This is a genomic window from Nakamurella sp. (assembly GCF_044224575.1).
In the GTDB taxonomy this organism is placed as follows: domain Bacteria; phylum Actinomycetota; class Actinomycetes; order Mycobacteriales; family Nakamurellaceae; genus Nakamurella.
The window spans coordinates 313243-338336 of the sequence record NZ_JBGAKE010000001.1; the positions used below are offsets into that span (position 1 = coordinate 313243).

Sequence of the window (25094 nt, forward strand, 5' to 3'; positions counted from 1 at the left end):
CCGACTCCCGTCGCGCGCCCGCGCGGCCCGAGTTTTTCTATGGGTGCCGGATCCCGGTGCCCGTCCGAGGCTGAGCCACCCGCCCACGACGACGCCCCGAGGTCCGCGAGACCCGGGGCGTTTTTCGTGTCCCAGGCTCGCGACCCGGGGCAAGGAGGATCATCATGACCAGTGCCCTGACCGCACCGCAACCGACCGCGAGCACACTCCCGGTCCACCTGCGGACCAGATCGACCATCGTGGAGCCGGCCATCGACGCCAGTGGAACGCCCGAGGAAGTGCCCGTCCCGGACAGCCAGGACGGGATCGACGAGCTCCGGTTGGAGATCGACGACATCGACGCCAAGCTCGTCGAACTGATCTTGCGCCGGACCGCGATCTCCCATGCGATCGGCACCGCCCGGAAGAGCCTGGGCGGACCGAAGATCGTCTACAGCCGGGAGATGGCCGTGCTGGAGCGTTTCCGGGCCCTCGGGCCGGCCGGCGCCGACCTGGGCATGATGCTGCTGGCCATGGGGCGGGGCAAGCTCGGCCGCAAGTAGGCCCGTCACGTCGCGTGCGGCGCCGGCACGTCGGCCGGCGACTTCGTCCGCGCCGGCGCAGTTGATCCGCGCGGGAAGGCTCGCCGGAACGAGTCAGACCAGGCGGCGGTCGGAGGCCCAGCGGGAGAGTTCGTAGCGGTTCGACTTCTGGGTCTTGCGCAACACGCTGGAGACGTGCGTCTCCACCGTCTTGATGGAAATGAACAGCTGCGCGGCGATCTCCTTGTAGGCGTAGCCGCGGGCGAGCAGCTTGAGCACCTCGCGCTCGCGGGGGGAGAGCAGGTCGAGTTCGGGGTCGGTGACGGGGGCCGGCCCGCCCCGGTCGGAGAACGCGTCCAGGACGAACCCGGCCAGCCGGGGGGAGAACACCGCGTCGCCGGCCGCCACCCGGACGATGGCGTCGGCCAACTCCCGCCCGGAGATCGTCTTGGTGACGTAGCCGCGCGCCCCCGCTCTGATCACGGCGATGACATCCTCGGCGGCGTCGGAGACGGACAACGCCAGGAAGACCACGTCCGGGAACTTGGCGTGCACCTGCTCCAACACCGCGCGCCCGCCACCGTCGGGCATGTGCACGTCCAGCAGCACCACGTCCGGCGCGTCGGACGTGATCCGGACCACCGCCTCCCCGACCGATCCGGCTTCGCCGACCACCGCGATCCGGTCGTCGCCCAGGCCGGCCAGCTCGGCCTTCACCCCGGTACGGAACAGAGCGTGGTCGTCCACCACGAATACGGTCACCGGCTGCGTCATGCGGATGGCTCCCCTTGCTGCTTGCTCGCGGCGACGGCCGGCTCCGGGCCGGCGCCCCGCACGGGCACGGTGAGTTCGACCTCGGTGCCGTTGCCCGGAGACGACCGCACCGATGCGGTGCCGCCGTGCCGCTCCATCCGTCCGCGGATCGATTCGGCCAGGCCCCGCCGGTCCGATCCCACCACGGCCGGGTCGAACCCGACGCCACGGTCCCGCACGAACACGCTGGCCGTGTCGTCCTCGATCTCGGCGTAGAGGCTGATCTCGTCGACCTGGGCATGCTTGGCCGCGTTGACCATCGCCTCCCGGGCCGCGGCGACGAGCGCGTTGAGGTGCTGGTCCATGGCCGTGTCGCCGACGATCACCGGGGTCACCGACTTGTTGTAGGTGTCCTCCACCTCGCCGGCCGCCTCGGCCAGGCTCGCCGCGAACGTCTGGTCGAGCGGGGCGGACTGCTCCCCCGGCGTCGCCGATCCGTAGCCGGCGGCGTAACCGGCCGGCCCGTACAGCCAGGTGCGCAACTGGCGCTCCTGACTGCGGGCCAGGCGTTGCACCTCCTTGCCGTCACCGGCCTGCCGTTGGATCAACGCGAGGGTCTGCAACACCGAATCGTGCAGATGCGCGGCGATCTCGGCCCGCTCCTTCTCCCGGATCCGGCCCTGCCGTTCGTCGCCCAGGTCGCGGACCAGCCGCACCCACCAGGGGATCGTGATCACCGCGACGCCGACCAGGGTCAGCACGACAGCGAGCAGGGCGGACCGGACGGCGCTGAAGTCGGTCTGGCCGAGCGCGAACACCGACAGACCGCCAACCACCAGCACGCAACCGCCGACCAGCCGCAACCAGGCACCCCGGGACGGGCCGACGATGCCGGCCGCGGACCGGCGCCAGCGGGCGCGTCGGGCGTCGTCGGCCTCCCGCCAGATGAACGCGGCGCCGATCGCGGCCAGGCCGAGCGGACCCAGCACGCCGCCCAGGGTGTCGCCCAGCCCGAGCGCAGCGGCGACGATCATGACGGCCACCCCGACCGCGGCGATGCCCAACGCCTGCCGGCGTTCCTGCGGGCTGGCCGGCTGCGGGGCCGGGGCGTTCGGCGATGCCTGCGGCACGAAGATCCACAGCAGGCCGTAGGCCAGGATCCCGGCCCCGGCCATCAGGGCGAGCAGGACGAAGGCCACCCGAACCCACAGGACCCGGACCCGTAGGTGGTCGGCGATGCCCCCGGCCACCCCGCCCAGGACGCGGTAGTCGCGCCGGCGGGTCAGCTTCGGGATGCCGTCCATGGTGTAACCGGGGCCGGTCAAAGGCAGGGGATTCGCGGCGGCCGGGTCGGTCGCCACACCCGTAGGAAGGTCGACCGGAGCCGGTGGGGTTGGCATGGGAACGACCGGAATCGGGTTGGTCGGACGGCCGTCCGGCTCAACCGGGGCCGGCGTGGCCGCTTCCGCCGGCGGGATGGTCCCCGTCCGGCGCGCACGGTGCAGCGCGGGCATCGATTTCACCTCTCCAGAGTCACACGTCCCGGCCTCCAGTGGTATGCGGGTTCACCCTGGAAAGGCAAACCAGGGTGATCCCCGATGGTGCCCGACGGGTCCGCCGGCGCAGTGTTGACACCGTGAGACAGCCACAGCAAGCGAACCGTCAGCGCCCCGGAAAGGCAGCGGTCGTGAGCGAGCGCCAGCAAGCGAACCATCAACACCCTCAGGCCGCTGCCCTTGCCGGGGCGGCTGAGCCTGCGAAGCGCCCCGGAAAGGCAGCGGTCGTGAGCGAGCGCCAGCAAGCGAACCATCAACACCCTCAGGCCGCTGCCCTTGCCGGGGCGGCTGAGCCTGCGAAGCGCCACGGAAAGGCAGCGGAATGAGTACGCATCAGGAACAGCCCGCCGCGCCCGGCGCCCCCGGCGGAGACTGGTGGTCCCGGCGCCCCCGGCGGTCCGGAACCGACCGCAAGATCGCCGGCGTGTCCGGCGGCCTGGGCCGCGCGTTCGGTGTCGATCCGGTGCTGATCCGGGTCGCATTCGTGGTGCTGACGATCTTCGGCGGTTTCGGTCTGACCCTGTACGTCCTGGGCTGGCTGCTGCTGCCGGCCGACGGGGACGAGGTCTCCCCGGCCGAGGCACTGCTCGGCCGCGGCCGGTCGGCCACCGCGCCGGTCCTGGCGGTCGGGTTGGCGATCGTCGCCCTGATCTCGATCATGTCGATGTTCTCCTGGGGGCTGCCGTTCTGGCCACTGGTCATCGCCGGCGTGGTGGTCGTGCTGATCGCCCGCAACAAGAATCGCGCCTGCACCACCCGCGGTTCGTCCGGAGTCGGCGCGGCGCCGTGGGTCGACCAGTGGGCGGCGAAGGCCGGCCAGGCCGGCCAGTCATGGGGCGCGCAGGCCGAGCAGTGGGTCGCCCGCCAGCCCTGGTCCGGGTCGCCGACCGGCCAGCAGCAGGCGCAGTCGCCGTTCGAGCAGCCGGCGTTCTGGGATGAGCAGAGCCCGGCCGGTGCGGACCCGTCCAAGGTGAATCTCCGGAAGGACCCCGGACCGCAGGACCGGCCGGCGCACCCGGAGCCCGCCCCGGCGACCCCACCCGCCTGGGACCCGTTGGGTGTGGCGCCGTTCGCCTGGGACCTGCCCGAACCGGCCGCCGCGCCCGCGCCCCCGACCCCCCGGGACCGGAATGTGATCGGTCGGATCACGCTGGCCATGGTGCTGCTGGTGGGCGGCCTGGCCGCCGTCGGCACTCTCCAGGGTTGGTGGGCGCTGACCTGGGCCGGCGTCGCCGCGGTGGCGTTGACGATCGTCGCGGTCGGCCTGCTCATCGGGTCGCTGCGCGGCCAGGGCAGGTCGCTGATCGGGCCGGGCATCTTCCTGTCGCTGGTGACGCTGGCGCTGACCGTCACCGGGATCAGCGGCACGACCGGCTACGGGCAGCAGACCTGGGCGCCGACGACCGTGGCCGCGGCCGAACAGGACTTCGTCCTGAACGGCGGGCAGGGCACACTCGACCTGCGTCAGCTCGACGTCAAGGCCGGGCAGACCGTCGACACCGAGCTCACCGTGCGCGCCGGGCAGGCCACCGTGATCGTGCCCAGCGACACCGGGGTCAACCTGACCTGCACGGCGAACGCCGGCGAGATCGACTGCCTGGGCATCCGCCAGGACGGCCTGGACCAGGAGATCAGCACCACCCAGGACGGCTCGTCGGACAGCGGCACCATCAATCTGACGGTGCATGTCGGTGCCGGTCAGGCGACGGTGCGGCATGGCTGACGGCACGCAGACGACGCCGACCCGGCGCCGCGGAGTCAACTGGATCGGGCTGCTGTTCTCGTTGATCTTCCTGTCGGTCGCGTCCGCCGGGTTCTCCGGGGACCCGTGGATGCTGCTGAACGAATCGACGAAGTGGGTGGTGGCCGGGCTGGTCGCGGCCGTCGGGATCGGCCTGCTGGTGACCGCCCTGCCCGGCCGGGGCCGGCGAAACGGCTGACCCCGAAGGCTCACGACCCGGGGGCCGCCCCGTCTCCCTCCACCGGGAGACGGGGCGGTTGTGTCGTGCCGGTCGGCCGGCCCTGGTCTCAGCCGGCGCTGACCACCCGCTCGGGTGCGTTCCGCCCGATCGCCGGCCGCCCGATCAGCAGGGCAAGGACGCCGAGCACGGTCGCCACCACCGCGGTCACGGCCAGCGCCGCTCCCGACGCCGGATCACCCAGACCCACCAGCGGCGCGGCGACCGCGCCCAATGCGAACTGGGCCAGCCCGAACAGGGCCGACGCCGACCCCGCGATCCGGCGGTGCCGGTCCATCGCGATCGCCGAGGCGTTGGGCAGGGCGAAGCCCACCGCAGAGACCAGGACGAACAACGCGACGAGAACCATCGGCAGGCCCCAGCCGGCGGCGACGGTGAGGGCCAGCAGCGCTGCCCCGGCCATGCCCTGCAGCACGCCAACAGTGAGCAGGGTCAGCGGCGACAGCCGGCGCAGCAGGATCCGGCTCAGTTGGGTGGCGCCGATGATGCCCAGCGCGTTGAGCGCGAAGCAGGCGCTGAACCATTGCGCGGACAGGCCGAACCGGTCCTGGAGCACGAACGGGGACGCCGAGATGTACCCGAACATGGCGGCGGTGACCAGCGAGCCGGCCAGCACCGAACCGACGTAGCCGCGGTCCCGGAGCAGGATGCCGAACGCGGTCAGGGTGGCCGGCAGTCCGCCGCCGGACCGCCGCTGGGCCGGCAACGTCTCCCGGACGATCAGGAACGAGAGCACCAGCAGCACCACCCCGATGCCGGCCAGCACCCAGAACACGGTGCGCCAGGTGCCGACCCGCAGGATCTGGCCACCGATCACCGGCGCCAGGATCGGGGCCAACCCGTTGATCGAGGCGACGGCGGAGAAGAACGCGGCCGCCGCCTTGCCCGCGAACAGGTCGGCGATGACCGCCCGGCCGATCACGATGCCCGCCGCCCCAGCCGCGCCCTGCACCAGCCGCAGGCCGATGAGCAGCGTCATCGACGTGGTGACCGCGCACAGCGCGGAGACGATCACGAAAATCGCGACCCCGACCAGCAGCGGCCGCCGCCGGCCGAGCCGGTCTGACAGGGGACCGGTGATCACCTGACCGACGGCCAACCCGATGATGCAGGCGGACAGGGTCAGTTGCGCGGCCGACGGGGTGGAGTCCAGCTCCCCCGGCAGCTCCGGCAGGGCCGGCAGGTACATGTCCAGGCACAGCGGCCCGAACGCCGACAACGACCCCAGGGCGACGATCAGCCAGACCCGCGACCGCCCGGCACCGACGTCGCCGACGCCTACTCCCACTCGATGGTGCCCGGCGGCTTGCTCGTCACATCCAGGACCACCCGGTTCACCTCCGGCACCTCTCCGGTGATCCGGTTCGAGATGCGGGCGATCAGGTCGTACGGCAGGCGGGACCAGTCCGCCGTCATGGCGTCCTCGCTGGACACCGGGCGCAACACGATCGGATGCCCGTAGGTCCGGCCGTCGCCCTGCACGCCGACCGAGCGGACGTCGGCCAGCAGCACCACCGGGCACTGCCAGATCTGCCCGTCGACGCCGGCCGCGGTCATCTCCTCCCGGACGATCGCGTCGGCGGCCCGCAGCACCTCCAGCCGGTCCGCGTCGACCGCGCCGATGATCCGGATGCCCAGGCCCGGCCCGGGGAACGGGTGCCGGCCGACCATCGCCGCCGGCAGACCCAGTTCGGCGCCCAGCGCCCGTACCTCGTCCTTGAACAACGCGCGCAGCGGCTCGACCAGCTGGAACTGCAGGTCATCGGGCAGCCCGCCGACATTGTGGTGGGACTTGATGGTGGCGGTGCCGGTGCCGCCACCGGACTCCACCACGTCGGGATAGAGCGTGCCCTGAACCAGGAACTTCACCCCTCCTTCGGCCGCGTCGATCTCCGCCGCGGCGGTCTCGAAGACCCGGATAAATTCCCGGCCGATGATCTTGCGTTTGGTCTCCGGCTCGGTGATGCCAGCCAGCGCGTCCAGGAATCGGGCCCGGGCATCGACGGTGACCAGGTGGATGCCGGTGGCGGCGACGTAGTCGCGTTCGACCTGTTCCCGCTCGCCCGCCCGAAGCAGCCCGTGGTCGACGAACACACAGGTCAGCTGGTCGCCGACGGCCCGGTGCACCAGCGCCGCGGCCACCGCGGAGTCGACGCCGCCGGACAGCCCGCAGATCACCTTCTCGTCGCCGACGACGGTCCGGATCGCCTCGACCTGCTCCGTGAGGATGCTCTGCGGGTTCCAGTCGGGAGTGATGCCGGCAACGTCGTAGAGGAACCGGCGGAGCACGTCCTGCCCGTGTTCGCTGTGCACCACCTCGGGGTGGTACTGCACGCCGGCCAGCCGCCGATCCAGATTCTCGAACGCGGCGATCGGGGTGTCCGGGGTGCTCGCGGTGACGGTGAAGCCCGCCGGGGCGGCGGAGACCGCGTCCCCGTGACTCATCCACACCCGGAGCCGGTCGGGCAGGTCCCGCAGCAGGGTGGACCCCGGGTCGCCGACGGTCAGCTCGGTCGCGCCGTACTCCCGTCGGCCGGTCCGCGCGACGGCGCCGCCGAGGGCCTGGGCCATCGTCTGGAAGCCGTAGCAGATGCCCATGACCGGGATGTCCGCGGCGAACAGGCCCGGGTCGACGGCCGGCGCATCGTCCGCGTACACCGACGACGGGCCGCCGGACAGGATCACCGCGGCCGGACGCCGGGCCGCGATCTCGGCGACCGTCGTCGTGGACGGCACGATTTCGGAGTAGACGTTGGCCTCGCGCACCCGGCGGGCGATCAGCTGCGCGTACTGGGCGCCGAAATCGACCACCAGGACCGGGTGGGGGTGACTCGGCGGCTGCTCGGGCACGACGGACTGCCTCTCCTGGAGTTCGCGGGAACCGGCGGAGTCTATCGAAGCGACGCCCACCGCCCGGTCGAACCGTCATTGCGCACCGAGGCCCCGGCGCGCGCAATGACGGTTCGGCGGACCCGTGCGCCGGGTCGGCCGTCGCGTCAGCGGCCCCGCCGGTCCCGCTTCGGCCGGCGCAGTCCCGCGTCGGTGAGCCGGCGCACGAGCTCCCGCGCCTCGACCGGGACGGCGCCCGCGGTGACGAGCAGCCGGTACCGCTCCTGCGGGACGTCGTAGTGGTCGTGGTCGAACCCGCGTTCCGGGACGCCGTTGGCGGCCGCGAAGGCGTGCAGTTCGGCGTAGGAGGCGTCACTGACCAGGTGGGACCACAGCCGGCCGTGGGCGGGCCAGCGCGGCGGGTCGATCAGCACCGTCATGGACGATCAGGGTAGGTGCCGGCGCGGGCCCGTGGGCGCGAGTGGATGATCGCGAGCGGATGATGGGGGTCGTGTCCTCGACCATCACCCCGGTCCCGGCCGACCGGCGGGCCGGCGATCCGGCCCCGAGGTCGAGGGTCTGGCGGGGCGCCGACACGGTGGCCGCCGACGTCTCCGTGACCGAGCTCACCGACCGGCTGGCCCAGGAGGCACAGCGCCGGGCCTGGTGGTGGGTGCCGCGCCACCGGTCGGCGCTGACCGAGACCGCGCGCCTGTTCGACCTGGACGACTTCGCCGTCGAGGACGTGCTGTCCGACCGGGAACCACCCAAGCTCGACGTCGTCGGCTCGACCGTGATCGTCATCGGCGCCCTCGTCCGGTTCGATGCGCAGACCGACGAGCTGCACAAGGACCGGGTCGCGCTGCTGGCAACCGACCGGATGCTGGCGGTGATCGCCGACCCCCCGGCGGCGGTCCCGCTGATCCGACGGCTGGCCGACAGTGCCGGCGGACTCGCCGCCGACGGGGTCCCGGCCGGCCTGCACGTGCTGGTCGATCTGATGGTCCACACCCAGGGTCAGGCCCTGCTGGCCATCGCCGACGCCGCCGACGAGCTGACCACCTCACTGTTCGACGACAAACCGATGAACCGGGCGGACCAGCTGCAAGCGTTCCGGATCCGGCAGGCCATCGCCGGCATGCGACGGGTCAGCTCACCCTTCGCCGAGCTGGCCGCCGACCTGGCCGGCGCCGCGGGCCGGCCCGCGGCGGACGACGACCCGGTGGCCGCGCTGCTGCACGGCTCGACCGCGCGCCGGTTCGAGGACGTCTGCGACCACGCCCGGCACGCCGCCCGGGAGACCGACACGGTCCGGGAGATGCTCAGCTCGGCCTACGAGACCAACCTGGCGCTGTCCGACGTGCACCTGAACGTGATCATGAAGAAGCTGTCGGCGTGGGCAGCGATCATCGCCGTGCCGACCCTGGTCACCGGGTTCTTCGGGATGAACGTGCCCTATCCCGGGTTCGGCGAGACCCGCGGGTTCGTGGTCGGCACGGTGGTCATCGTGTCCGCCGCGACCGGGCTGTTCGTGCTGTTCAAGCGGAACGGATGGTTGTGACGACCGCCCGGGGCCGGCGGCGGGTCCGGACGGCGACCGCCGTCCATATCCGCTTCCCGCGGAGACCGGACCCGTCCCTGCAGGTCGCAGCCTGCCGGGCGGCCGGAACGGTCAGGCCCGGATCGTCAGGCCGACCTTCTGGAACTCCTTGAGGTCCGAGTAGCCCGCCTTGGCCATCGCCCGGCGCAGCGCCCCGAACAGATTGGTCCGGCCGTCCGCGCCGAGCGCCGGACCGAGCAGCAGTTGCTCCAGCGGCACGTCGCCCGGTCCCACCGGCGCGGCGAACCCGCGCGGCAGGACCGGATGGGCCGCCGTGGTGGGCCAGTACCAGCCGGCCGCCGGGGCCTCGGTAGCCCAGGTCAGCGGTTCGCCGAGCATCACCGCGTCCGCCCCGCAGGCGATGGCCTTGGCGATGTCGGCGCTGGATTGGATGCCGCCGGCGGCGATGACATGCACGTAGCGCCCGCCGGTCTCGTCCAGGTAGGAGCGCCGGGCGGCGGCCGCGTCGGCGATCGCGGTGGCCATCGGCACCGCGATGCCCAGCACCTCGTCCGTGGTGGTGGTGTTGCCGTGCCCGGTGCCGACGATCACCCCGGCGGCCCCGGTCCGCATCAGGTGGGTGGCGGTCTTGTAGTCCGAGCAGCCGCCGACGATCACCGGCACGTCGAGGTCGGCGATGAACGACTTCAGATTCAACGCGGCACCGTTGGCCTGTACGTGCTCGGCCGAGATGATCGTGCCCTGGATGACCAGCAGTTCCACCCCGGCCGCGATGGCCGGCCCGGCCAACGACGCGGCGTTCTGCGGGGACAGCCGGATCGAGACGGTGCCACCGGACTCGCGCAGCGTCCGGATCGCTTCGGTGAGCAGGTCGACGGACACCGGCTCGGCGTAGATCCGCTGGATCTCGGCGATGATGTCGTCCGGGTCGTCGGCCGCGGCGGCACGTTCCAGCAGCTCGTCGATCACCTTCTGCGGGTCGGCATGCCGGGCCCACAGGCCCTCGCCGTCCAGCACGCCCAGTCCGCCGATCCCGCTGACCGCGGCGGCGACCGCCGGGGAGACGACGGCGTCGGTGGGTTGGGTGACGAGCGGGACGTCGAACCGGTAGGCATCGATCTGCCAGGCGATCGAGATGTCCGACGACGAGCGGGTACGCCGGGACGGGACGATTGCGATGTCCGCCAGCTCGTAGGCCGTCCGTGCCGTTCGGCCCATGCCGATCTCTCGCTCGGGCACCGTTCCTCCTCTGGACCGGACCCAGGAAAGGGCCCGGCGGCAAGGGTAGGCGATCAGGCGCCGGCACGGCGCCGGGGCGCGGCGTTGCCGAGCCGGTCGGGTGGGGACGCCGACGACCGGGACCCGGGCGGACGCCCCGGTCAGCGCTCCATGTAGTTCGGCGCCTCGGAGGTAATGGCCACGTCGTGCGGGTGGGATTCCTTGAGGCCGGCGGAGGTGATCCGGACCAACCGGGCGTCCTTGAGTTGTTCGATCGTGGCCGACCCGGTGTAGCCCATCGCGGCGCGCAGTCCGCCGACGAGTTGGTGCGCGACGTCCTGCAACCGCCCCCGGTACGGGACCCGGCCCTCGATGCCCTCGGGGACCAACTTGTCGTCGGAGAGCACGTCGTCCTGCGAGTACCGGTCCTTGGAGTAGGACCGGGCCTCTCCGCGGGACTGCATGGCACCGAGGGAGCCCATCCCGCGGTAGGTCTTGTACTGCTTGCCGCCGACGAAGATGAGCTCGCCGGGCGACTCGGCGACGCCGGCGAGCAACGAGCCGAGCATGACCGTGTCGGCGCCGACCGCGATGGCCTTGGCGATGTCGCCGGACTGCTGCAGGCCGCCGTCACCGATGACCGGGATGCCGGCCGGGCGGCAGGCCTTCGCGGCTTCCCAGATGGCCGTGACCTGGGGCACGCCGATCCCGGTGACCACCCGGGTGGTGCAGATCGAGCCCGGCCCAACCCCGACCTTGACGGCGTCGGCACCCGCGTCGACCAGGGCTTGCGCTCCGGCCCGGGTGGCGATGTTGCCGCCGACGATGTCGACCCGCGCGCCGATATCGTGCCGCAACCGGGCCACCATCTCGACGACCCGGCGCGAGTGCCCGTGCGCGGTATCGACCATGATCACGTCGACCCCGGCGTCGGCCAGCGCCATCGCCCGCTTGTACGACTCCTCGCCGACGCCCACCGCCGCCCCGCACAACAGCCGGCCGTCGGCGTCCTTGGTGGCGGACGGGTACTGCTCGGTCTTGACGAAATCCTTGACCGTGATCAGCCCGCGCAGCTTGCCGTCGGCGTCGACCAGCGGCAGCTTCTCGATCTTGTGCTTGCGCAGCAGGCCCAACGCGGCCGATGCGCTGACCCCGACCGGCGCGGTGACCAACGGCATCTTGGTCATCACCTCACGCACCGGGCGGGACTTGTCCACCTCGAAGCGCATGTCCCGGTTGGTGATGATGCCCAGCAGGTGCCCGTCGGCGTCCGTGACCGGGACCCCGGAGATGCGGAACTTCGCACAGAGGAAATCGGCGTCGGTCAGGGTGGCGTCCGGCCGGCAGGTCACCGGGTCGGTGACCATGCCCGCCTCGGACCGCTTGACGATCTCGGCCTGCGACGCCTGGTCCTCGATCGACAGGTTGCGGTGCAGGACGCCCAGACCGCCCTCGCGGGCCATCGAGATCGCCATCCGGGATTCGGTGACGGTGTCCATCGCGCTGGATACCAGGGGGACGCGCAGCCGCACGTTGCGGGACAGCCAGGTGCTGGTGTCCGCCTCGCTGGGGACCAGGTCGGAGGCGTCCGGCAGCAGCAGGATGTCGTCGTAGGTCAGTCCGAGCGTGGCGAACTTGTCCTCCGTCGTGATGACCGGAACGCCTTCCATCTCCCGCGACAGCGGTTGCTGCGTGACCGACATGCCCGACCTCTCGCCGACGTGTGCTGCGGGTCAGCCCCAGAGCGCCCGGCAGTTCCCCGTCCATCGTAGGTGAGCGAACCTACCTTTCGGACGGAGATGGGCCACGCCTAACCGGACGAGGACACGCCCGCGGCCACCGGGCCCGGACCGGCCGAGGTCGTGGCCTGATCGGCGGCGGCCGAAGGCTGCTCACCGACACCGTCAGCCCCGGACACGCCCTGGTAGCCGGCGTCGCCGGGGCTCTGCGTGGTCCGGGTCGGCGTGGGGCCGGACTGCTGCGTGGCGACGGCCGGCGACGACATGGCCGAGTCCGACGTGACCGGCTCCACGACCGCCGCCGGGTCGGGCACCGTGGCCGGCGCGGCGGGGTCGGTCGACGGCGCCGGGCCCGACGAGGGCGCGGTGGCGGAGACAGGTGCGGCGGAGCCGACGGCGGAAGCGGTCGGCGGCAGGGTCGACCCGCTGGGCGCGACGTCGGTCGCCGTCCCGGACGGGCCGCTCGGAACGAGACGAGCAGCGTTGACGGTCCCCACCGGCCCCTCCGGCCCGGCCGCGATCGGACCGATGACGTCGGCCACCACCTGATCGGTCCGGGCGGTCGGTCCGGACGTCACCGGCGGCCCGGGCGCGGCCGACCCCCCGACCGACCCCATCCCGCCGTGGGGGATCCGACTGGCCGCCGACGGATCGGACCTCGACCACAGCTGGTCAACGGTCGACCGAATGCTGTCCTGGGCGGCGGCATCGGTGATGTTGGGCAACTCCCCGACCGCCCGGATGATGGCCCGCCGCGCGTCCCCGCCGCGCCCGGCCTCGACGGCCACCCTGGCCTCGTCGAGCGCGACCCGGATCTGCTCGGCCGATTCGATCGACTGGGCGTGGGCCGGCCAGATGATCTTGGTGATGGGCCATAGCGGGCTCCGCGGATCGGCATCGGCCGCACCCACGGTGGCCGATCCCACGAGAACAGCACCGATGGCGGCGGCCACCGCCATGGCCGGGCGCCACGAGCGGGTGCGATGTCTCGTGCGGCTCGCCGGCGACGGACTCGACGTCCGGACGACCATTGGTGGCGGCAGCGGCGGGCGGGCCAGCTCCAGCCGCCATTCGTCGAGGAGTTCGAGCAACTGCTCGTCCGCCGCCGGACGATGGTGCCGGCCGACGGCGCGATGGGCGCCCGGGGATCGTGGTGCGCGCACCCGATCGGGCCAGGGCCGCCGGCTGATCAGGTCAATCCGCAGATCGTCGGCCAGCACCCGATCGAGGTCGACGACGGGCGCATCAGGGTCGACCTCGCGTCGCCCGTGACGGCGGGCCATCAGCTCAAACGTTCCGCGCGGACGGTCCCGGCGGTCAACCGCTGCCGAAGCTTGGCGAGCGCCCGGTGCTGGGCCACCCGGACCGCGCCGGCCGTCATTCCGAGCGCATCGGCTGTTTCCTCCGCGCTCAAGCCGGCGACGACGCGCAGCCGGAGAATCTCCTGCTGGATGCCGGGCAGGTGACTGAGAAGCTCGTCGACCACGGCCGCCGTCGACGAGGCCACGACGAACTGCTCGGGCCCCCGCTCGGTGGAGGGCCCGTCGGGCACCTGCGCCACCGGCAATGACCGGACCCGCGCGGCCGCCCGGTGCGCGTCGGCCACCTTGTGCGAGGCAATCCCGTACACGAACGCCAGGAAGGGCTTGCCCTCGCGCCGGAACGACGGCAGCGCGGTGAGCACGGCCATGCACACCTCCTGCGCAATGTCGTCCGCCGTCGCCAGGAACTGCGGACCGACCGACATCCGGGAGCGGCAGTACCGGACGACCACGGGGTGGATGCGGCCGACCAACTCTTCGATCGCCGCCTGGTCACCTCCGACCGCCCGATCGACAAGATCGTCCGCACCGGGCTGCTCGGGATTCTCCGACGACTGCTCATTCATCGTCATCGGTGGCACCCCCGTTACACCGTCGAAGGAACGACGCAGCCGCCCCGGCAGGCACGAGGCGGCCGGGCGATCAATCCGAATGTGACCTCATCGTAGCCACCCGACGCGCACGGGCCGCCTAATTCGCCCATTCGGCGCCATGGGTGGGAATCAGGACCCACCGCGGGGAGTCGGAACGCGATGAGTCGGGTGATCCGACCAGTCGATCGAGCGGATCGCGGACACCGATCGGCCGCACGGGTCGGTCAGGCGACGAACCCGCGGCGGAAGCCGAGCGCGACCGCCTGCGCGCGATCCCGAGCCCCGAGTTTGCGGAACAGCCGACGGGCGTGCGTCTTCACGGTGTCCTCGGACAGAAACAATTCGCGCCCGATCTCGCCGTTCGACTGTCCCTGACTCATTCCCCGCAGGACCTGCATCTCCCGCTCGGTGAGCGGCGCCTCACCGTCCGGGGTGTCCCGCAGCGCCGGCAGTCGCGGGGTGGTGAGCGTGTCGGCCAACGCGGCGACGATCTCCGGCTGGGTCGCGTCCCACCGCAGGAATCCACGGGCCCCGCAGGCGATCGCCGCCGCGATGGACGCGGTGTCGTCGGGCGACCCGAACACGATCACCACCGCCGACGGGTGCACGGCGAGCAATCGTCGGGTGGCCTCGATGCCACTGGTCAGCGCCCGCTGGGTGCCGATCAGCACGACGTCACTGGACTGCCGGCCGTACCGGGCCAGCAGTTCGTCGCCACTGGCGACACAATCGATGCCTTCGACCGACGGCACCGCGCCCATCACGCGCGTGAGACCGTCGCGCGCACTCCGGCGCTCATCGCAAATCAGGACGCTGGTCACGAGACTCCCCCTGCAGACGGTGTGAATAGTACTTTGCCTCGGTCATTCGACGGAATGAGGGAGACCCCGATCGGCCGCGTCACTACTTCGACCGGTCCGTCGGTGCGTGTGCCGGCGGGCCGATCGTCGGACACGGACGGGCGATCCAGGTCCGGCATGGTTGTAACTGGCGCTGTCTTGACAGACGGTAGTCCTGCCGTCACTTTCCGTTGTTCGGGGGTCCGTCCCGAGGCGCGGAGGTGGTGGTGATGCAGTTCACATCCCACCCACACGGGTCGCGCCGTCCCCCCGGCGGTGACAACGATGACGACCTCGAGCTCAAGATCGACAAAAAACGTGATCAAGGTCTTGTCGGGGACGCGGGAGGGCTCTAGGGTCTGGAGATCAACAGCGCCGAGATCAGCGCGGATCCGGCCCAAAGGCAGCACGACGCAGGCACTCCCGCCCGCCCGAATCTGGCGGAGGCGTGCCCGGCGGGGCTGCCCGGTCGACCGCGCTCCGATCCCCGGCTCTGACGGCCCGACGAACCGTTTCCGTTCCTCTCGGACCTGTCCCATCGAGCGCCGACATGGGCGGCGCCCACTGCTGCAGAGGGGATCGACGTGGCGGACACCAGGCGCCTTCCCGGACCGAATGCGGATCTCTGGGATTGGCAACTGCACGCAGCCTGTCGCGGCATGGCCAGTTCGTTCTTCTTCCACCCCGAAGGTGAACGCGGGCCGGCCCGGGCCCGCCGGGAGGCGCAGGCGAAGGCGGTCTGTTTCCAGTGCCCGGCCATGGCGGCCTGCCGGGACCACGCCTTGCGGGTTCACGAGCCCTACGGCATCTGGGGCGGACTGTCCGAGAGCGAACGGGCGCAGATGCTCACGCTCACCGGCGCACACTGAACTGCCGGCGGCACCGGCCGGCGCTCGCCCGCCCGGAGTGGGCGGACCGCCCGTCCGCCATCCGTTGATCACATCGCCCCCCGGCGTCATGTAGCCCGATCGTCCCCAACACCCGTCCGGGCACTCTGACACACCCGGCGGCGTGACGGTCCGCGCGACAGGCGTCCGGATGCCCGCGCCCGGATCACAGTTCGATGACGCCGCGACGCCACACCCTTCGTCACTCGATAGTAGTCGCCCAATCGGGGAACTGGCTACTGTCGGCGGGCCGGGATTGGTTCCAACGAGTGAACGCGCCACACCCGAGCGGCGCGGAATCCGCGCACGCCGCCGAATGGACCCATTGACCGTTCCCGAAACGCCGACGGGCCGCCCGACCCAATGGGGTCGAGCGGCCCGCCGAATCGCCGGATCGCAGAACGATCAGTGGCTGTGGCCGTGGTGGCCGCCACCCGCCGCATGATCGTGTTCGCCCTCGGGGATGTCCACGACGGTCGACTCGGTGGTCAGCACCATGCCGGCGATCGAAGCAGCGTTGGACACCGCGGACTTGGTGACCTTGACCGGGTCGATGATCCCGGCCTTGACCAGGTCGACGAAGGTATCGGTGGCGGCGTCGTAGCCCTCACCCCGCGGCAGGCCGGCGACCTTGTTGACCACCACGGCACCCTCCTGACCGCCGTTGGCGGCGATCCAGTAGGTCGGCGCGGTGAGTGCCTTGCGGACGATGGCGACACCGGTCGCTTCATCCCCGGACAACGTGGCCTCCAGGTCGGCCAGTCCGGCTGCGGCGGCCACCAGGGCGGAGCCACCGCCGGCGATGATGCCCTCGGCCACCGCGGCCTTGGTGGCGTGGACCGCATCCTCGATGCGGTGCTTGCGCTCCTTGGCCTCGATCTCGGTGGCCGCGCCGACCTTGATCACCGCGACGCCGCCGGCCAGCTTGGCCAGCCGCTCCTGCAGCTTCTCCCGGTCCCAGTCCGAATCGGTGGATTCGATGTCCTTACGCAGCTGGGCCGCCCGGTCGGCGACCGCCTCGGCCGTGCCGCCGCCGTCGACCACGGTGGTGTTGTCCTTGGTGACGGTGATCCGGCGGGCGGACCCCAGCACCTCGGTGCCGACCTCGGCGAGCTTGAGCCCGACCTCGCTGGACACCACCTCGGCCCCGGTGACGATGGCCAGGTCCTGCTGGAACGCCTTGCGCCGATCGCCGAAGAACGGCGCCTTGACCGCGACGACGGTGAAGGTCTTGCGGATCGCGTTGACGACGAGCGTGGACAGCGCCTCGCCCTCGACGTCCTCGGCGACGATCAGCAGCGGCTTCTTGGTCTCGAGCACCTTTTCCAGCAGCGGCAGCAGGTCGGCCAGCGCGGAGATCTTCTCCCGGACCAGCAGCACCAGCGCGTCCTCCAGGACGGCCTCACCGGCCTCCGGGTCGGTGGCGAAGTACGGCGAGAGGTAGCCCTTGTCGAACTGCACACCATCGGTGTACTCGAGCTCGGTGGCCAGGCCCGAGTGCTCCTCGACGCTGACCACGCCGTCGGCCCCGACGCGCTCGAGCGCGTCGCCCAGCAGCTGGCCGATCGTCTCGTCCCGGGAGGCGATGGTGCCCACGTTGGCGATCGCGCCCCGATCGCCGGCCACCGGGATGGACCACTCGGTCAGCAGCTCGTTGACCCGGTCCGCGGCCTGGGCGATGCCCGAGCGCAGCGCCAGCGGGTCCGCGCCGGCCGTCACGTTGCGCAGACCCTCGGCCACCATCGCCTGGGTCAGGATGGTCGCGGTGGTGGTGCCGTCACCGGCCACATCGTTGGTCTTGGTGGCCGCGGTCTTGGCCAGCTGGGCACCCATATTCTCGTTCGGGTCGTCCAGCTCGATGTCGCGGGCGATGGTGACGCCGTCGTTGGTGATGGTCGGGCCGCCGAACTTCTTGTCCAGCACCACGTACCGGCCGCGCGGGCCCAGGGTGACCTTGACCGCGTCGGCGAGCTTGTCGACGCCGCGCTGCAACGCCGCGCGCGCGTCGGTATCGAAGCGGATCTGCTTCGCCATGTGTTGTTCCAGTTCTCTTTATTCGGTGGAGGCTCGGTGTCCTTGAACAACTGCGGAGATGACCGCGCCCCGGCCGCCCGCGCGTGCGGGCCGCCGGGGCGGGGTGGATAGCAACTGACCGACCGATGGGCGCGGGCTCACCGGCCGGTCGACATCACTTGCTGACCTTGGCCAACACGTCGCGCGCGGACAGCAGCAGGTACTCCTTGCCCGCGTACTTCACCTCGGTGCCGCCGTACTTCGAGTAGATGACCACGTCGCCTTCGGCAACGTCGATCGGGATGCGCTTGCCGCTGTCGTCGTACCGGCCGGGGCCGACCGCAAGGACGGTCCCCTCCTGCGGCTTCTCCTTGGCGGTGTCGGGAATGACGATGCCGGACGCGGTCGTCGTCTCGGCCTCGTTGGCCTCAACGAGGATCTTGTCCTCGAGCGGCTGGATGTTCACGCTCGCCACTGTGTGACCTCCCCCTTCTGGGGTTCGTTCGCGCGGCGGCCACCCACTGCGGGGTCACCGTCGACAGGATTGTCTTGAGTTCCCGGCGCGGTTCGGGTCCGTCGTCGCGGGTGCCGGGCCGTCACTGAGCCGTTCAACTAGCACTCTAGCCATGCGAGTGCCAGGTCTCAACCACCGACCCCGGCGAACCTGCGCCGGCGCGCCGACCGGATGGTCGTTGCGGCCGGTGGACCCGATCGGCGATCGGCGAGCACCAAACGACTCGCGGTCGGCGGGCCATGGTCAACTGGCCGTGATCGGGCGCCCGAGATCAGTTGGCCGCGTCGGCCAGGGCGTTGCGCAACCGGTGCAGGTCGGCCAGCACCTCCTGCACGCTGCCGTCGGCCACGTGCGCGTCGTACCACTGGTTGTCCAGGTCGATCTCAACCCGCACGAGGGCCGCCTCGGCGGCCATCCGCCGGCCCGGGGTGAGCTCGGTGTCGACGTGCCGCAGCCAGTCCCGCAGGGCCGCCTCGTCCGGCGCGCCGTCGAGCAACTCCGGCTGGATCTCGGCGAGCAACAGGGTGATCGCGGTGAGCGCCGCGTCCACCTCCTCCGCCGGCAGCACCGAACCGGCGGTGGTGACGGCCCGGATGGCCGCCGAAAGCTGGTCACCGGTGCGACCGTCGGTCGTCGCCCGCAGGCGGGTGAGTAAGGCACGCCCGGCGGCAGAGCGCAGGAACGGGCTCGGGTCGTGCGCGGTGGTCGCGGTCATCGACGCTCCTCGTTGAGCTGGACGTGATCCGGATCACGGTCACGTCCGTCCAGGGTAAGCGCGGACCGCCCGGGACCGGTGTCGGCCGAGCACACGAGGCCGCCGGCCGGCCCGGGGACGGGACCGCGTCGGCCGTCCCCGACGCCGAATCGGGAGGGCCGGGACCGTCCCCGATCAGCCGACGTGCACCGTCGACACCGGCAGGCCCGGATCGCCGGTGAGCAGTGGTCCGGACGGCTCGCCACCACCGGCCAGGACATGCGCACCGACCGCCGCGATCATCGCGCCGTTGTCCGTGCACAGGCCCGGCCGGGGCACCCGCAGCTCCAGCCCGGCGGCCGCGCACCGCTCCTGCGCCAGCGCCCGGAGCCGGCCGTTGGCCGCCACCCCGCCGGCGATCACCACCGTGCCGATGCCCAGATCGGTGGCGGCGCGAACGGTCTTGGCGGTCAGCACGTCGACCACCGCCTCCTGGAAGGAGGCACAGACGTCCGGGACGTCGACCGTCCGGCCATCCCGCTCCGCCTGCTCGACGTGCCGGGCGACGGCCGTCTTCAGACCCGAGAAGGAGAAGTCGTAGGCCGGGTCCTGCGGTCCGGTGAGGCCGCGGGGGAAGCGGATGGCGGCCGGGTCGCCGTCCGCGGCGAGCCGGTCGATCACCGGCCCGCCCGGGTAGCTCAGCCCGAGCAGCCGGGCGACCTTGTCGTAGGCCTCGCCGGCGGCGTCGTCGATGGTGGTGCCGATCTCGGTGATCGAGCCGGCCAGGTCGTCCACCCGCAACAGCTGGGTGTGGCCCCCCGAGACCAGCAGGGCGAGCGCCGGGGCCGGCAACGGCCCGTGCTCCAGCGTGTCGGCGGCGACGTGCCCGGCCATGTGATTGACGCCGAACAGTGGCACGTCCCAGGCCGCGGCATAGGCCTTCGCGGCCGCGACCCCGACCAGCAGCGCCCCCGCCAGGCCGGGACCGGCCGTCACCGCGACCGCGTCCACCTCGCGGGGGTCGATCCCGGCGTGGCCGAACGCAGCGTGCACGGTCGGCACCATCGCCTCCAGATGGGCGCGGGACGCGATCTCCGGCACCACCCCGCCGAACCGGGCGTGCTCGTCCTGGCTGGACGCCACGGCGTGGCCGAGCAGCACCGGCCCGCCCGCCGCCATCCGGACCAGGCCGACACCGGTTTCGTCGCAGGACGTCTCGATCCCGAGCACGACCGGACCGGTGACCGCGGCGGCGCTCATGCCGGACGCACCATGGTGTAGGCATCGGCCCCGCTGGGCCGGTAGTAGCGGCGGCGCACTCCGAGGATCACGAACCCCTCCGACTCGTAGAGCGCAATGGCGGGGGCGTTGTCGGTGCGGACCTCCAGCACCACCCGGCGTCGCCCGGCGTGCGCGAGCAGATCGCGCAGCAGGGCCCGGCCGAGGCCCGCCCCCTGCGCCGTGGGTCGCACGCCGATGGTGTGCACCTCGGCCTCGTCACCGAGCAGCGCCAGCCCGGCGTAGCCGTCGACGACGCCATCGGCGTCCCGATGCACCACGTAGTGGAAGCCGGCGGACAGCTCACCGGCGAACATGGCTGCGGTCCAGGGCGAATCTCCCGGGAAGAGGATCTCCTCCAGCTCGACGAGCGTCGGGATGTCCTGGGCGGACGCGGCTTCCAGCCCGATCGGCACGGCGGTCACCGGCCCAGCACCGACTTGCGGGCGCCCGGCACCGTGGCGTCCGGCCGGCGCAGGTACAGCGGGACGAGCGGGCCGGGCAGCGCCCCGGTCAGCAGCGGCGTGGCCGCCGCCTCCACCAGGCCGAGCGCGGGGGCGTCCGCGGGCGGCGTCAGCACCGGCAGATCCGGTGCGATCAGCAGGGCCGCGCCGGCCCCGGCGACGTGGGTCGGCGTCAGACCGTGCTCGGCCAGCAACTCGGGCACGGCGGCCGGCGCGACCACGGCCGGGCCCAGCGCCCGACGGCCGTCGGCCCGGTAGCCGGAGACATACACCTCGCGTCGCCGGGCGTCGGTGACCACGAGCAGTTCGCCGGGCAGCGGGTGCAACGTCCGGGCCAGCCCGTCGTGCCCGGGCACGCCGTGCACCGGGACATCCAGCGCGTCGGCGAGCGCTGCGCCGGTCACCATGCCCACCCGCAGACCGGTGAACGGGCCCGGCCCGATGCCCACCACCACCGCATCCAGCTCGCGCAGGGTGTGCCCGGCGGCCGCGAGCGCCTCGGACACCAGCGGCATCAGCTTCTCCGCGTGGCCGAGCGGGGCGACCGCCTTCCGCTGGGCCAGCACCGTTGCCGGCCGCACCGCCGGTCCGGCCTGCAGCGCGGCGATCAGCTCGTGTGGCGACCGCAACGCGACGACGCCGGCGGTGACCTCGGGGGTCGAGGTGTCGAGGGCGAGGACGAGCACGATGGGCCATCTTACGGTTCACCCGTCACCGCGGTCCCGACGCGAACGCGGGACGGCTACCCTGGCGGCTCCGAACGGGCTGGAGGTGGTCGTGGCCGAGCAGGTCACCCTGGCCGACGTCGCCCGGTGGGCGGGCGTCTCGGTGGCCACCGCGTCGCGGGCGCTGCACGGCTCGGCCGGTCGCACGGTCAACCCGGAGCTGCGGGCCAGGGTGCGGGCCGCCGCCGCCGAGCTGAATTACTCGCCCAACGCCAACGCCCAGGCGGTCGTCCGGGGCACGACGACCACCGTCGGCCTCGTCGTGCACGACATCGCCGACCCGTCCGCGAGCGCGCTGGCCGCCGGGGTGATGGAGGTCGCCGCCGCCCGCAACCTGATCGTCACGATCTCGGCCACCCTGTCCGACCCGCTCACCGAGGTGCGGCACGTCGAGTCGCTGCGCCGGCAACGAGCGCGGGCGATCGTGCTCGCCGGTTCACGGTTCAACGACCCCGAGTCGGCCGGCCGGCTGGGTGCGGAGCTCGTCGGCTACGCGGTGGGCGGCGGGCGGGTCGCGGTGGTCGGCCAGCACCGGCTGCCGCTGCGGACCATCGAGATCGACAACGCCGGTAGCGCCCGCCGGCTGGCCGCGACCCTGGCGTCGTTGGGCTACCGGCGGGCGGCCGTGCTGGCCGGTCCGGAGTTGATCGCCACGTCCGAGGACCGGGTGACCGGGTTCCGCGGGGGGATGGCCGACGCCGGGACGCCGGTGCCCCAGGAGAACGTGCTGGTGGCGCCACTCACCCGGGACGGTGGGTACGTCGCCATGACCGAGCTGATCGACCTCGGCGTCCTGAACGGGGTCGACGTGGTGTTCGCGGTGAACGACGTGATGGCCGTCGGGGCGATCGCCGCGCTCCGCGACCAGGGCTTACGGGTCCCGGCCGACGTGGCGGTCGCCGGCTTCGACGACATCTCCACCCTGCGGGACGTCCGGCCGGCATTGACCACGGTCCGGCTGCCGATGGAACGGATCGGCGCCGACGCGCTCGACCTGGCGTTGAGCGGGCGACCCGACGACGAGACCACCGTCAGCACCGTGATCGGCGATGTCGTCGTGCGCGAGAGCACGCCGCCGCGGTCCTGACCCGATCACGCCAGCCGGTAGGACACGTCGACCCACAGCTCCGCCGGGTCGTCCCGATGCGGCCCGTAGACCTCCCACCGCGGGCCGGCCAGGCGGCGGCCATGGTCGGCGACCCAGTTCCGCACCGTCTCGTGGGCCTCGCCGAGACCGGTGGAGGAGCCGCGATGCCGGGTGGTCGCGACCGCACCCGCCGGCAGCGTCGACCGCACCACCCGCCCGGTCAGCGGAACCGGTTCCGCGGTGAGCACCCCGATCTCGACCTGCGGCGCGTCGTCCAGATAGAGCATGACGTTGGGGCATCCCCCGCCGACGCCGGCCGCCCGGAGGCACCCCCACACCTCGTCCAGCAGCGGTCGCCACAGAGCCGGGAACTCCGACCACGTGGTGCGGGCGGGCACCACCAGGGTCGGCCGGGCCGTGCCCGTTCGGTCGATCCATACGTCGGCCATGATCGTCCTCCCGGGCACAGGAAACACTCAGCGTCGTCCTGGGTCACGCTGGGCCGTGACGACCAGAGTCGAGTCATGACCCTCGCCGGAATCCTCCACCCAGATTTTCCGGCCGCGTCCGCGGGGCAGGTCGGGCGGCGGGCCACGGCGCCATGGGTCGGTCAGCTGGCCCGGTTCGGCCTGGTCGGGGGCGGGGCGAGCCTGGTGCAGCTGGCGACGTACACGTTCCTGGCCGACAGCGTCGGATCCCAGCCGGCCAACGTGGCGTCCTGGCTGGCGTCGACCCTGGTGGCGACCGAGTTGCACCGCCGGTTCTCGTTCGGCGGGTCGGGCTCCGGGATCGAGGGCGACCACGCCGTTGGCATCCTCACCTCGCTGCTGACCCTGCTGCTCGGCGCGGCCGCCCTGGCCACGCTGAACGACCCGTCCGACACCGCTGGAGTGCTCGCACTCGTCGCCGTCAACGCCCTCGTCGGCGGTCTGCGGTTCGTCGTCCTGCGCTGGTGGATGGTCGGCCGCTCGTCTCAGCGGTTCGGCCCGTCGGCACCCGCGGCCCGTCCGGATCGGTCGTAGCGACCGGCCCGCTCGGGCCGTGCTGGATGGGCGGAACCTCATCCGCGGGCGTCGGTGGCATCGGTGGCATCGCGACGGAGCGGCTCGGGCGCCAGTCGCCGTCCCTCGGGCGGGAGCGTCATCCGCGCACGCCGGTCCCTCGTGATCGGATCCGTCGGGCGGCCGGGCGGCCGGCCGTATCGGACCGCGAACACCGACGCTCCTGTCGGCACGATCCGTCAGACTCCTGTCACAACTCGCCCGTTGATCCGTACTCAAGGCGTGCGATGAACTGGCACGAGCCGAGACCGCGACCCCGGGAGAGATGACATGAACGACCTCGACACCCGACCGGCCCAGACGGGCCGGCGCAGCCGGAAAAAGATCATCATCGGCACGGTCGTCGTGGTCGCGGTGCTGGCCGGTGCCGTCGGCCTGGCCCTGTTCCAACCGTGGAAGTTGTTCACCCGCAGCACCGTCGACGAGGGCTTCCCGGTGGCCGCCGCCGCCCCGGCCGCACTCCCGTCCGCCGGAACGTCCGCGCCGGCGGCCGACCCGACCACAGGGCCCGCCGCCGAGCCGACCGGTGGGCCAACTGTCGAGCCGACCGGCGCGGCAGCGGAACCGCCGGCCGCCGAACCCGTCGTGCTGACGACCGGCACCTTCGTCGACGGCGAGCACACCACCACGGGCACGGCAACGATCTTCCAGCTGCCCGACGGGTCGAGAATCCTCCGCCTGGAGAACTTCTCCACCAGCGACGGCCCGGACGTGGACGTGGCGTTGTCCGATCAGGCCGCCGGCGGTGACGACTGGGGCAAGTACGACGACACCCGCTACGTCGGGCTGGGCGACCTGAAGGGCACCGACGGCAACCAGAACTACGAGATCCCGGCGGACGTCGACCTGTCCGGCCTGAACTCGGTGGTCATCTGGTGCGACCGATTCAACGTCGCCTTCGGCACCGCGGCGATCACCGTTTGATCCCGGCCATCGCCGATCAGGCCAGGTCGGCCGGTTCGAAGTCGCGGGGCTCGACCAGCACCAGCCAGTTGCCGGTGTTGTCCCGCATGACGGCCTCCACCCCGTAGGGCCGGTCGGCGGGTTCCTGGAGGAATTCCACGCCCTTCTCGACAAGCTCCTGGTGCGTCTTGCGGCAGTCGTCCACCCGCAGGCCGAGGCCGCCCATCTGCCCCTTCTCCAACTGGCGCCGGACGAAGTCGGCCGCATCGGGTGCCAACGGCGGACCGGGCGTCATCAGCGTGACCTCGAGCTCGGGTTGGTTGGGGTGGCAGACGGTGACCCATCGGGCGTCGGGCCCCATCGGCGCGTCCATCCGCGGTTGGAAACCCAGCACGTCGACGTAGAAGTCCCGGGTGGCGTCCTGGTCCAGGCAGTAGACCGTGGTCAGCGAGATGTTGGTGATCATGCCGACGACGCTAGGCCCGTCGGGCGCTCGCCCGCTTCTCCGAGATTGCGCAACCGGGCGCTCGCTCAAGTCGAGTTGATCATGGGATGGTG

General features: G+C 72.1%; 26 protein-coding genes. 8 read left to right on the forward strand and 18 right to left on the reverse strand.

Translation table 11 applies throughout. The features are described from left to right. Nucleotides 1-164 precede the first annotated feature (164 nt). Nucleotides 165-542, forward strand: a complete 378-nt coding sequence (locus ACILSK_RS01415) for a chorismate mutase (protein ID WP_395725318.1) — start codon at nt 165-167, stop codon at nt 540-542. A gap of 93 nt (nt 543-635) precedes the next feature. Here the strand turns inward: ACILSK_RS01415 and ACILSK_RS01420 are convergent, their stop codons facing one another. Together ACILSK_RS01420 and ACILSK_RS01425 are read right to left on the reverse strand one after the other, a co-directional pair. Then, a complete protein-coding gene (locus ACILSK_RS01420) occupies nt 636-1295 on the reverse strand; it encodes a response regulator (RefSeq protein WP_395725319.1) in 660 nt (219 codons plus the stop codon). Next, complete coding sequence (locus ACILSK_RS01425) at nt 1292-2578, reverse strand: PspC domain-containing protein (RefSeq protein ID WP_395725481.1); 1287 nt, start codon at nt 2576-2578, stop codon at nt 1292-1294. The genes ACILSK_RS01420 and ACILSK_RS01425 overlap by 4 nt, the downstream gene beginning before the upstream one ends. A 574-nt stretch (nt 2579-3152) precedes the next feature. Between ACILSK_RS01425 and ACILSK_RS01430 the strand changes: the two genes are divergently transcribed. Beyond that, nucleotides 3153-4553, forward strand: coding sequence for a PspC domain-containing protein (locus ACILSK_RS01430; protein WP_395725320.1), 1401 nt, complete (start codon nt 3153-3155; stop codon nt 4551-4553). Next, entirely contained in the window at nt 4546-4770 is a 225-nt protein-coding gene (locus ACILSK_RS01435) for a hypothetical protein (protein ID WP_395725321.1), read from the forward strand. Before ACILSK_RS01430 ends, ACILSK_RS01435 begins: the two co-directional genes overlap by 8 nt. 88 nt (nt 4771-4858) lie before the next feature. Here ACILSK_RS01435 and ACILSK_RS01440 read toward each other — a convergent pair whose 3' ends face one another. The 3 genes from ACILSK_RS01440 to ACILSK_RS01450 all read right to left on the reverse strand — a co-directional run bounded on the left by ACILSK_RS01440 (nt 4859) and on the right by ACILSK_RS01450 (nt 8078). Then, the gene (locus ACILSK_RS01440) at nt 4859-6097 is read right to left on the reverse strand and encodes a multidrug effflux MFS transporter (RefSeq protein WP_395725322.1); all 1239 of its coding nucleotides are present in this window, start codon (nt 6095-6097) and stop codon (nt 4859-4861) included. Further along, nucleotides 6088-7659 (reverse strand): glutamine-hydrolyzing GMP synthase, encoded by a 1572-nt coding sequence (gene guaA, locus ACILSK_RS01445; protein ID WP_395725323.1) that lies wholly within the window; start codon nt 7657-7659, stop codon nt 6088-6090. The genes ACILSK_RS01440 and guaA overlap by 10 nt, the downstream gene beginning before the upstream one ends. Nucleotides 7660-7805: 146 nt before the next feature. After that, nucleotides 7806-8078, reverse strand: a complete 273-nt coding sequence (locus ACILSK_RS01450; protein ID WP_395725324.1) for a DUF4031 domain-containing protein — start codon at nt 8076-8078, stop codon at nt 7806-7808. Nucleotides 8079-8149: 71 nt separating this feature from the next. Here ACILSK_RS01450 and ACILSK_RS01455 point away from each other — a divergent pair, with 71 nt between their 5' ends. After that, nucleotides 8150-9199: a magnesium transporter CorA family protein gene (locus tag ACILSK_RS01455; RefSeq protein ID WP_395725325.1), complete on the forward strand. Its 1050-nt coding sequence runs from the start codon at nt 8150-8152 to the stop codon at nt 9197-9199. Nucleotides 9200-9310: 111 nt separating this feature from the next. On the opposite strand, the gene ACILSK_RS01460 is transcribed toward ACILSK_RS01455, so the two are convergent. The 5 genes from ACILSK_RS01460 to ACILSK_RS01480 form a co-directional block, all read right to left on the reverse strand. Then, on the reverse strand, nt 9311-10417 hold the full coding sequence (locus ACILSK_RS01460; RefSeq protein ID WP_395725482.1) for a GuaB3 family IMP dehydrogenase-related protein: 1107 nt from the start codon (nt 10415-10417) through the stop codon (nt 9311-9313). A gap of 161 nt (nt 10418-10578) precedes the next feature. Then, nucleotides 10579-12087 carry an IMP dehydrogenase gene (gene guaB, locus ACILSK_RS01465; protein WP_395725483.1) on the reverse strand — a complete coding sequence of 503 codons (1509 nt, stop codon included), beginning with the start codon at nt 12085-12087 and terminating at the stop codon, nt 10579-10581. Between the two features lie 140 nt (nt 12088-12227). Further along, nucleotides 12228-13439, reverse strand: a complete 1212-nt coding sequence (locus tag ACILSK_RS01470) for a hypothetical protein (protein ID WP_395725326.1) — start codon at nt 13437-13439, stop codon at nt 12228-12230. Further along, on the reverse strand, nt 13439-14044 hold the full coding sequence (shbA, locus tag ACILSK_RS01475) for an RNA polymerase sigma factor ShbA (protein ID WP_395725484.1): 606 nt from the start codon (nt 14042-14044) through the stop codon (nt 13439-13441). Before shbA ends, ACILSK_RS01470 begins: the two co-directional genes overlap by 1 nt. A gap of 251 nt (nt 14045-14295) precedes the next feature. Then, on the reverse strand, nt 14296-14892 hold the full coding sequence (locus ACILSK_RS01480) for a LuxR C-terminal-related transcriptional regulator (RefSeq protein WP_395725327.1): 597 nt from the start codon (nt 14890-14892) through the stop codon (nt 14296-14298). 602 nt (nt 14893-15494) lie between these two features. Between ACILSK_RS01480 and ACILSK_RS01485 the strand changes: the two genes are divergently transcribed. Then, nucleotides 15495-15779: a WhiB family transcriptional regulator gene (locus tag ACILSK_RS01485; protein ID WP_395725328.1), complete on the forward strand. Its 285-nt coding sequence runs from the start codon at nt 15495-15497 to the stop codon at nt 15777-15779. Between the two features lie 423 nt (nt 15780-16202). On the opposite strand, the gene groL is transcribed toward ACILSK_RS01485, so the two are convergent. From groL to tsaB, 6 genes are all read right to left on the reverse strand, one after another. Next, nucleotides 16203-17831: a chaperonin GroEL gene (gene groL / locus ACILSK_RS01490; RefSeq protein ID WP_395725329.1), complete on the reverse strand. Its 1629-nt coding sequence runs from the start codon at nt 17829-17831 to the stop codon at nt 16203-16205. 154 nt (nt 17832-17985) lie between these two features. Continuing rightward, entirely contained in the window at nt 17986-18285 is a 300-nt protein-coding gene (gene groES, locus ACILSK_RS01495; RefSeq protein WP_395725330.1) for a co-chaperone GroES, read from the reverse strand. 310 nt (nt 18286-18595) lie between these two features. Continuing rightward, nucleotides 18596-19039, reverse strand: coding sequence for a hypothetical protein (locus tag ACILSK_RS01500; protein WP_395725331.1), 444 nt, complete (start codon nt 19037-19039; stop codon nt 18596-18598). A 174-nt stretch (nt 19040-19213) separates the two neighbouring features. Next, on the reverse strand, nt 19214-20278 hold the full coding sequence (tsaD, locus tag ACILSK_RS01505) for a tRNA (adenosine(37)-N6)-threonylcarbamoyltransferase complex transferase subunit TsaD (RefSeq protein ID WP_395725332.1): 1065 nt from the start codon (nt 20276-20278) through the stop codon (nt 19214-19216). Continuing rightward, a complete protein-coding gene (gene rimI, locus ACILSK_RS01510) occupies nt 20275-20721 on the reverse strand; it encodes a ribosomal protein S18-alanine N-acetyltransferase (RefSeq protein WP_395725333.1) in 447 nt (148 codons plus the stop codon). Before rimI ends, tsaD begins: the two co-directional genes overlap by 4 nt. Next, nucleotides 20718-21446, reverse strand: a complete 729-nt coding sequence (gene tsaB / locus ACILSK_RS01515; RefSeq protein ID WP_395725334.1) for a tRNA (adenosine(37)-N6)-threonylcarbamoyltransferase complex dimerization subunit type 1 TsaB — start codon at nt 21444-21446, stop codon at nt 20718-20720. The genes rimI and tsaB overlap by 4 nt, the downstream gene beginning before the upstream one ends. Nucleotides 21447-21537: 91 nt before the next feature. Between tsaB and ACILSK_RS01520 the strand changes: the two genes are divergently transcribed. Next, nucleotides 21538-22572, forward strand: coding sequence for a LacI family DNA-binding transcriptional regulator (locus tag ACILSK_RS01520; RefSeq protein WP_395725335.1), 1035 nt, complete (start codon nt 21538-21540; stop codon nt 22570-22572). Between the two features lie 5 nt (nt 22573-22577). On the opposite strand, the gene ACILSK_RS01525 is transcribed toward ACILSK_RS01520, so the two are convergent. Next, a complete protein-coding gene (locus ACILSK_RS01525) occupies nt 22578-23021 on the reverse strand; it encodes a GyrI-like domain-containing protein (protein WP_395725336.1) in 444 nt (147 codons plus the stop codon). Nucleotides 23022-23096: 75 nt separating this feature from the next. Between ACILSK_RS01525 and ACILSK_RS01530 the strand changes: the two genes are divergently transcribed. Continuing rightward, nucleotides 23097-23594 (forward strand): GtrA family protein, encoded by a 498-nt coding sequence (locus ACILSK_RS01530; protein ID WP_395725337.1) that lies wholly within the window; start codon nt 23097-23099, stop codon nt 23592-23594. Between the two features lie 309 nt (nt 23595-23903). After that, entirely contained in the window at nt 23904-24557 is a 654-nt protein-coding gene (locus ACILSK_RS01535) for a DM13 domain-containing protein (protein ID WP_395725338.1), read from the forward strand. Nucleotides 24558-24573: 16 nt separating this feature from the next. On the opposite strand, the gene ACILSK_RS01540 is transcribed toward ACILSK_RS01535, so the two are convergent. Further along, entirely contained in the window at nt 24574-25002 is a 429-nt protein-coding gene (locus ACILSK_RS01540) for a VOC family protein (protein WP_395725339.1), read from the reverse strand. Nucleotides 25003-25094 lie beyond the last annotated feature (92 nt).

Bases quoted from the DNA above. Each gene is read 5' to 3' on its own strand.
- ACILSK_RS01450 (WP_395725324.1), bottom strand. From the start codon at position 8,078: ATGACGGTGCTGATCGACCCGCCGCGCTGGCCCGCCCACGGCCGGCTG.
- ACILSK_RS01415 (WP_395725318.1), top strand. From the start codon at position 165: ATGACCAGTGCCCTGACCGCACCGCAACCGACCGCGAGCACACTCCCG.
- ACILSK_RS01530 (WP_395725337.1), top strand. From the start codon at position 23,097: ATGACCCTCGCCGGAATCCTCCACCCAGATTTTCCGGCCGCGTCCGCG.
- ACILSK_RS01425 (WP_395725481.1), bottom strand. From the start codon at position 2,578: ATGGACGGCATCCCGAAGCTGACCCGCCGGCGCGACTACCGCGTCCTG.
- tsaD (WP_395725332.1), bottom strand. From the start codon at position 20,278: ATGAGCGCCGCCGCGGTCACCGGTCCGGTCGTGCTCGGGATCGAGACG.
- shbA (WP_395725484.1), bottom strand. From the start codon at position 14,044: ATGAATGAGCAGTCGTCGGAGAATCCCGAGCAGCCCGGTGCGGACGAT.
- guaB (WP_395725483.1), bottom strand. From the start codon at position 12,087: ATGGAAGGCGTTCCGGTCATCACGACGGAGGACAAGTTCGCCACGCTC.
- ACILSK_RS01430 (WP_395725320.1), top strand. From the start codon at position 3,153: ATGAGTACGCATCAGGAACAGCCCGCCGCGCCCGGCGCCCCCGGCGGA.
- ACILSK_RS01500 (WP_395725331.1), bottom strand. From the start codon at position 19,039: ATGACCGCGACCACCGCGCACGACCCGAGCCCGTTCCTGCGCTCTGCC.
- groL (WP_395725329.1), bottom strand. From the start codon at position 17,831: ATGGCGAAGCAGATCCGCTTCGATACCGACGCGCGCGCGGCGTTGCAG.
- ACILSK_RS01535 (WP_395725338.1), top strand. From the start codon at position 23,904: ATGAACGACCTCGACACCCGACCGGCCCAGACGGGCCGGCGCAGCCGG.
- ACILSK_RS01460 (WP_395725482.1), bottom strand. From the start codon at position 10,417: ATGGGCCGAACGGCACGGACGGCCTACGAGCTGGCGGACATCGCAATC.
- ACILSK_RS01525 (WP_395725336.1), bottom strand. From the start codon at position 23,021: ATGGCCGACGTATGGATCGACCGAACGGGCACGGCCCGGCCGACCCTG.
- ACILSK_RS01540 (WP_395725339.1), bottom strand. From the start codon at position 25,002: ATGATCACCAACATCTCGCTGACCACGGTCTACTGCCTGGACCAGGAC.
- ACILSK_RS01420 (WP_395725319.1), bottom strand. From the start codon at position 1,295: ATGACGCAGCCGGTGACCGTATTCGTGGTGGACGACCACGCTCTGTTC.
- ACILSK_RS01470 (WP_395725326.1), bottom strand. From the start codon at position 13,439: ATGGCCCGCCGTCACGGGCGACGCGAGGTCGACCCTGATGCGCCCGTC.
- ACILSK_RS01435 (WP_395725321.1), top strand. From the start codon at position 4,546: ATGGCTGACGGCACGCAGACGACGCCGACCCGGCGCCGCGGAGTCAAC.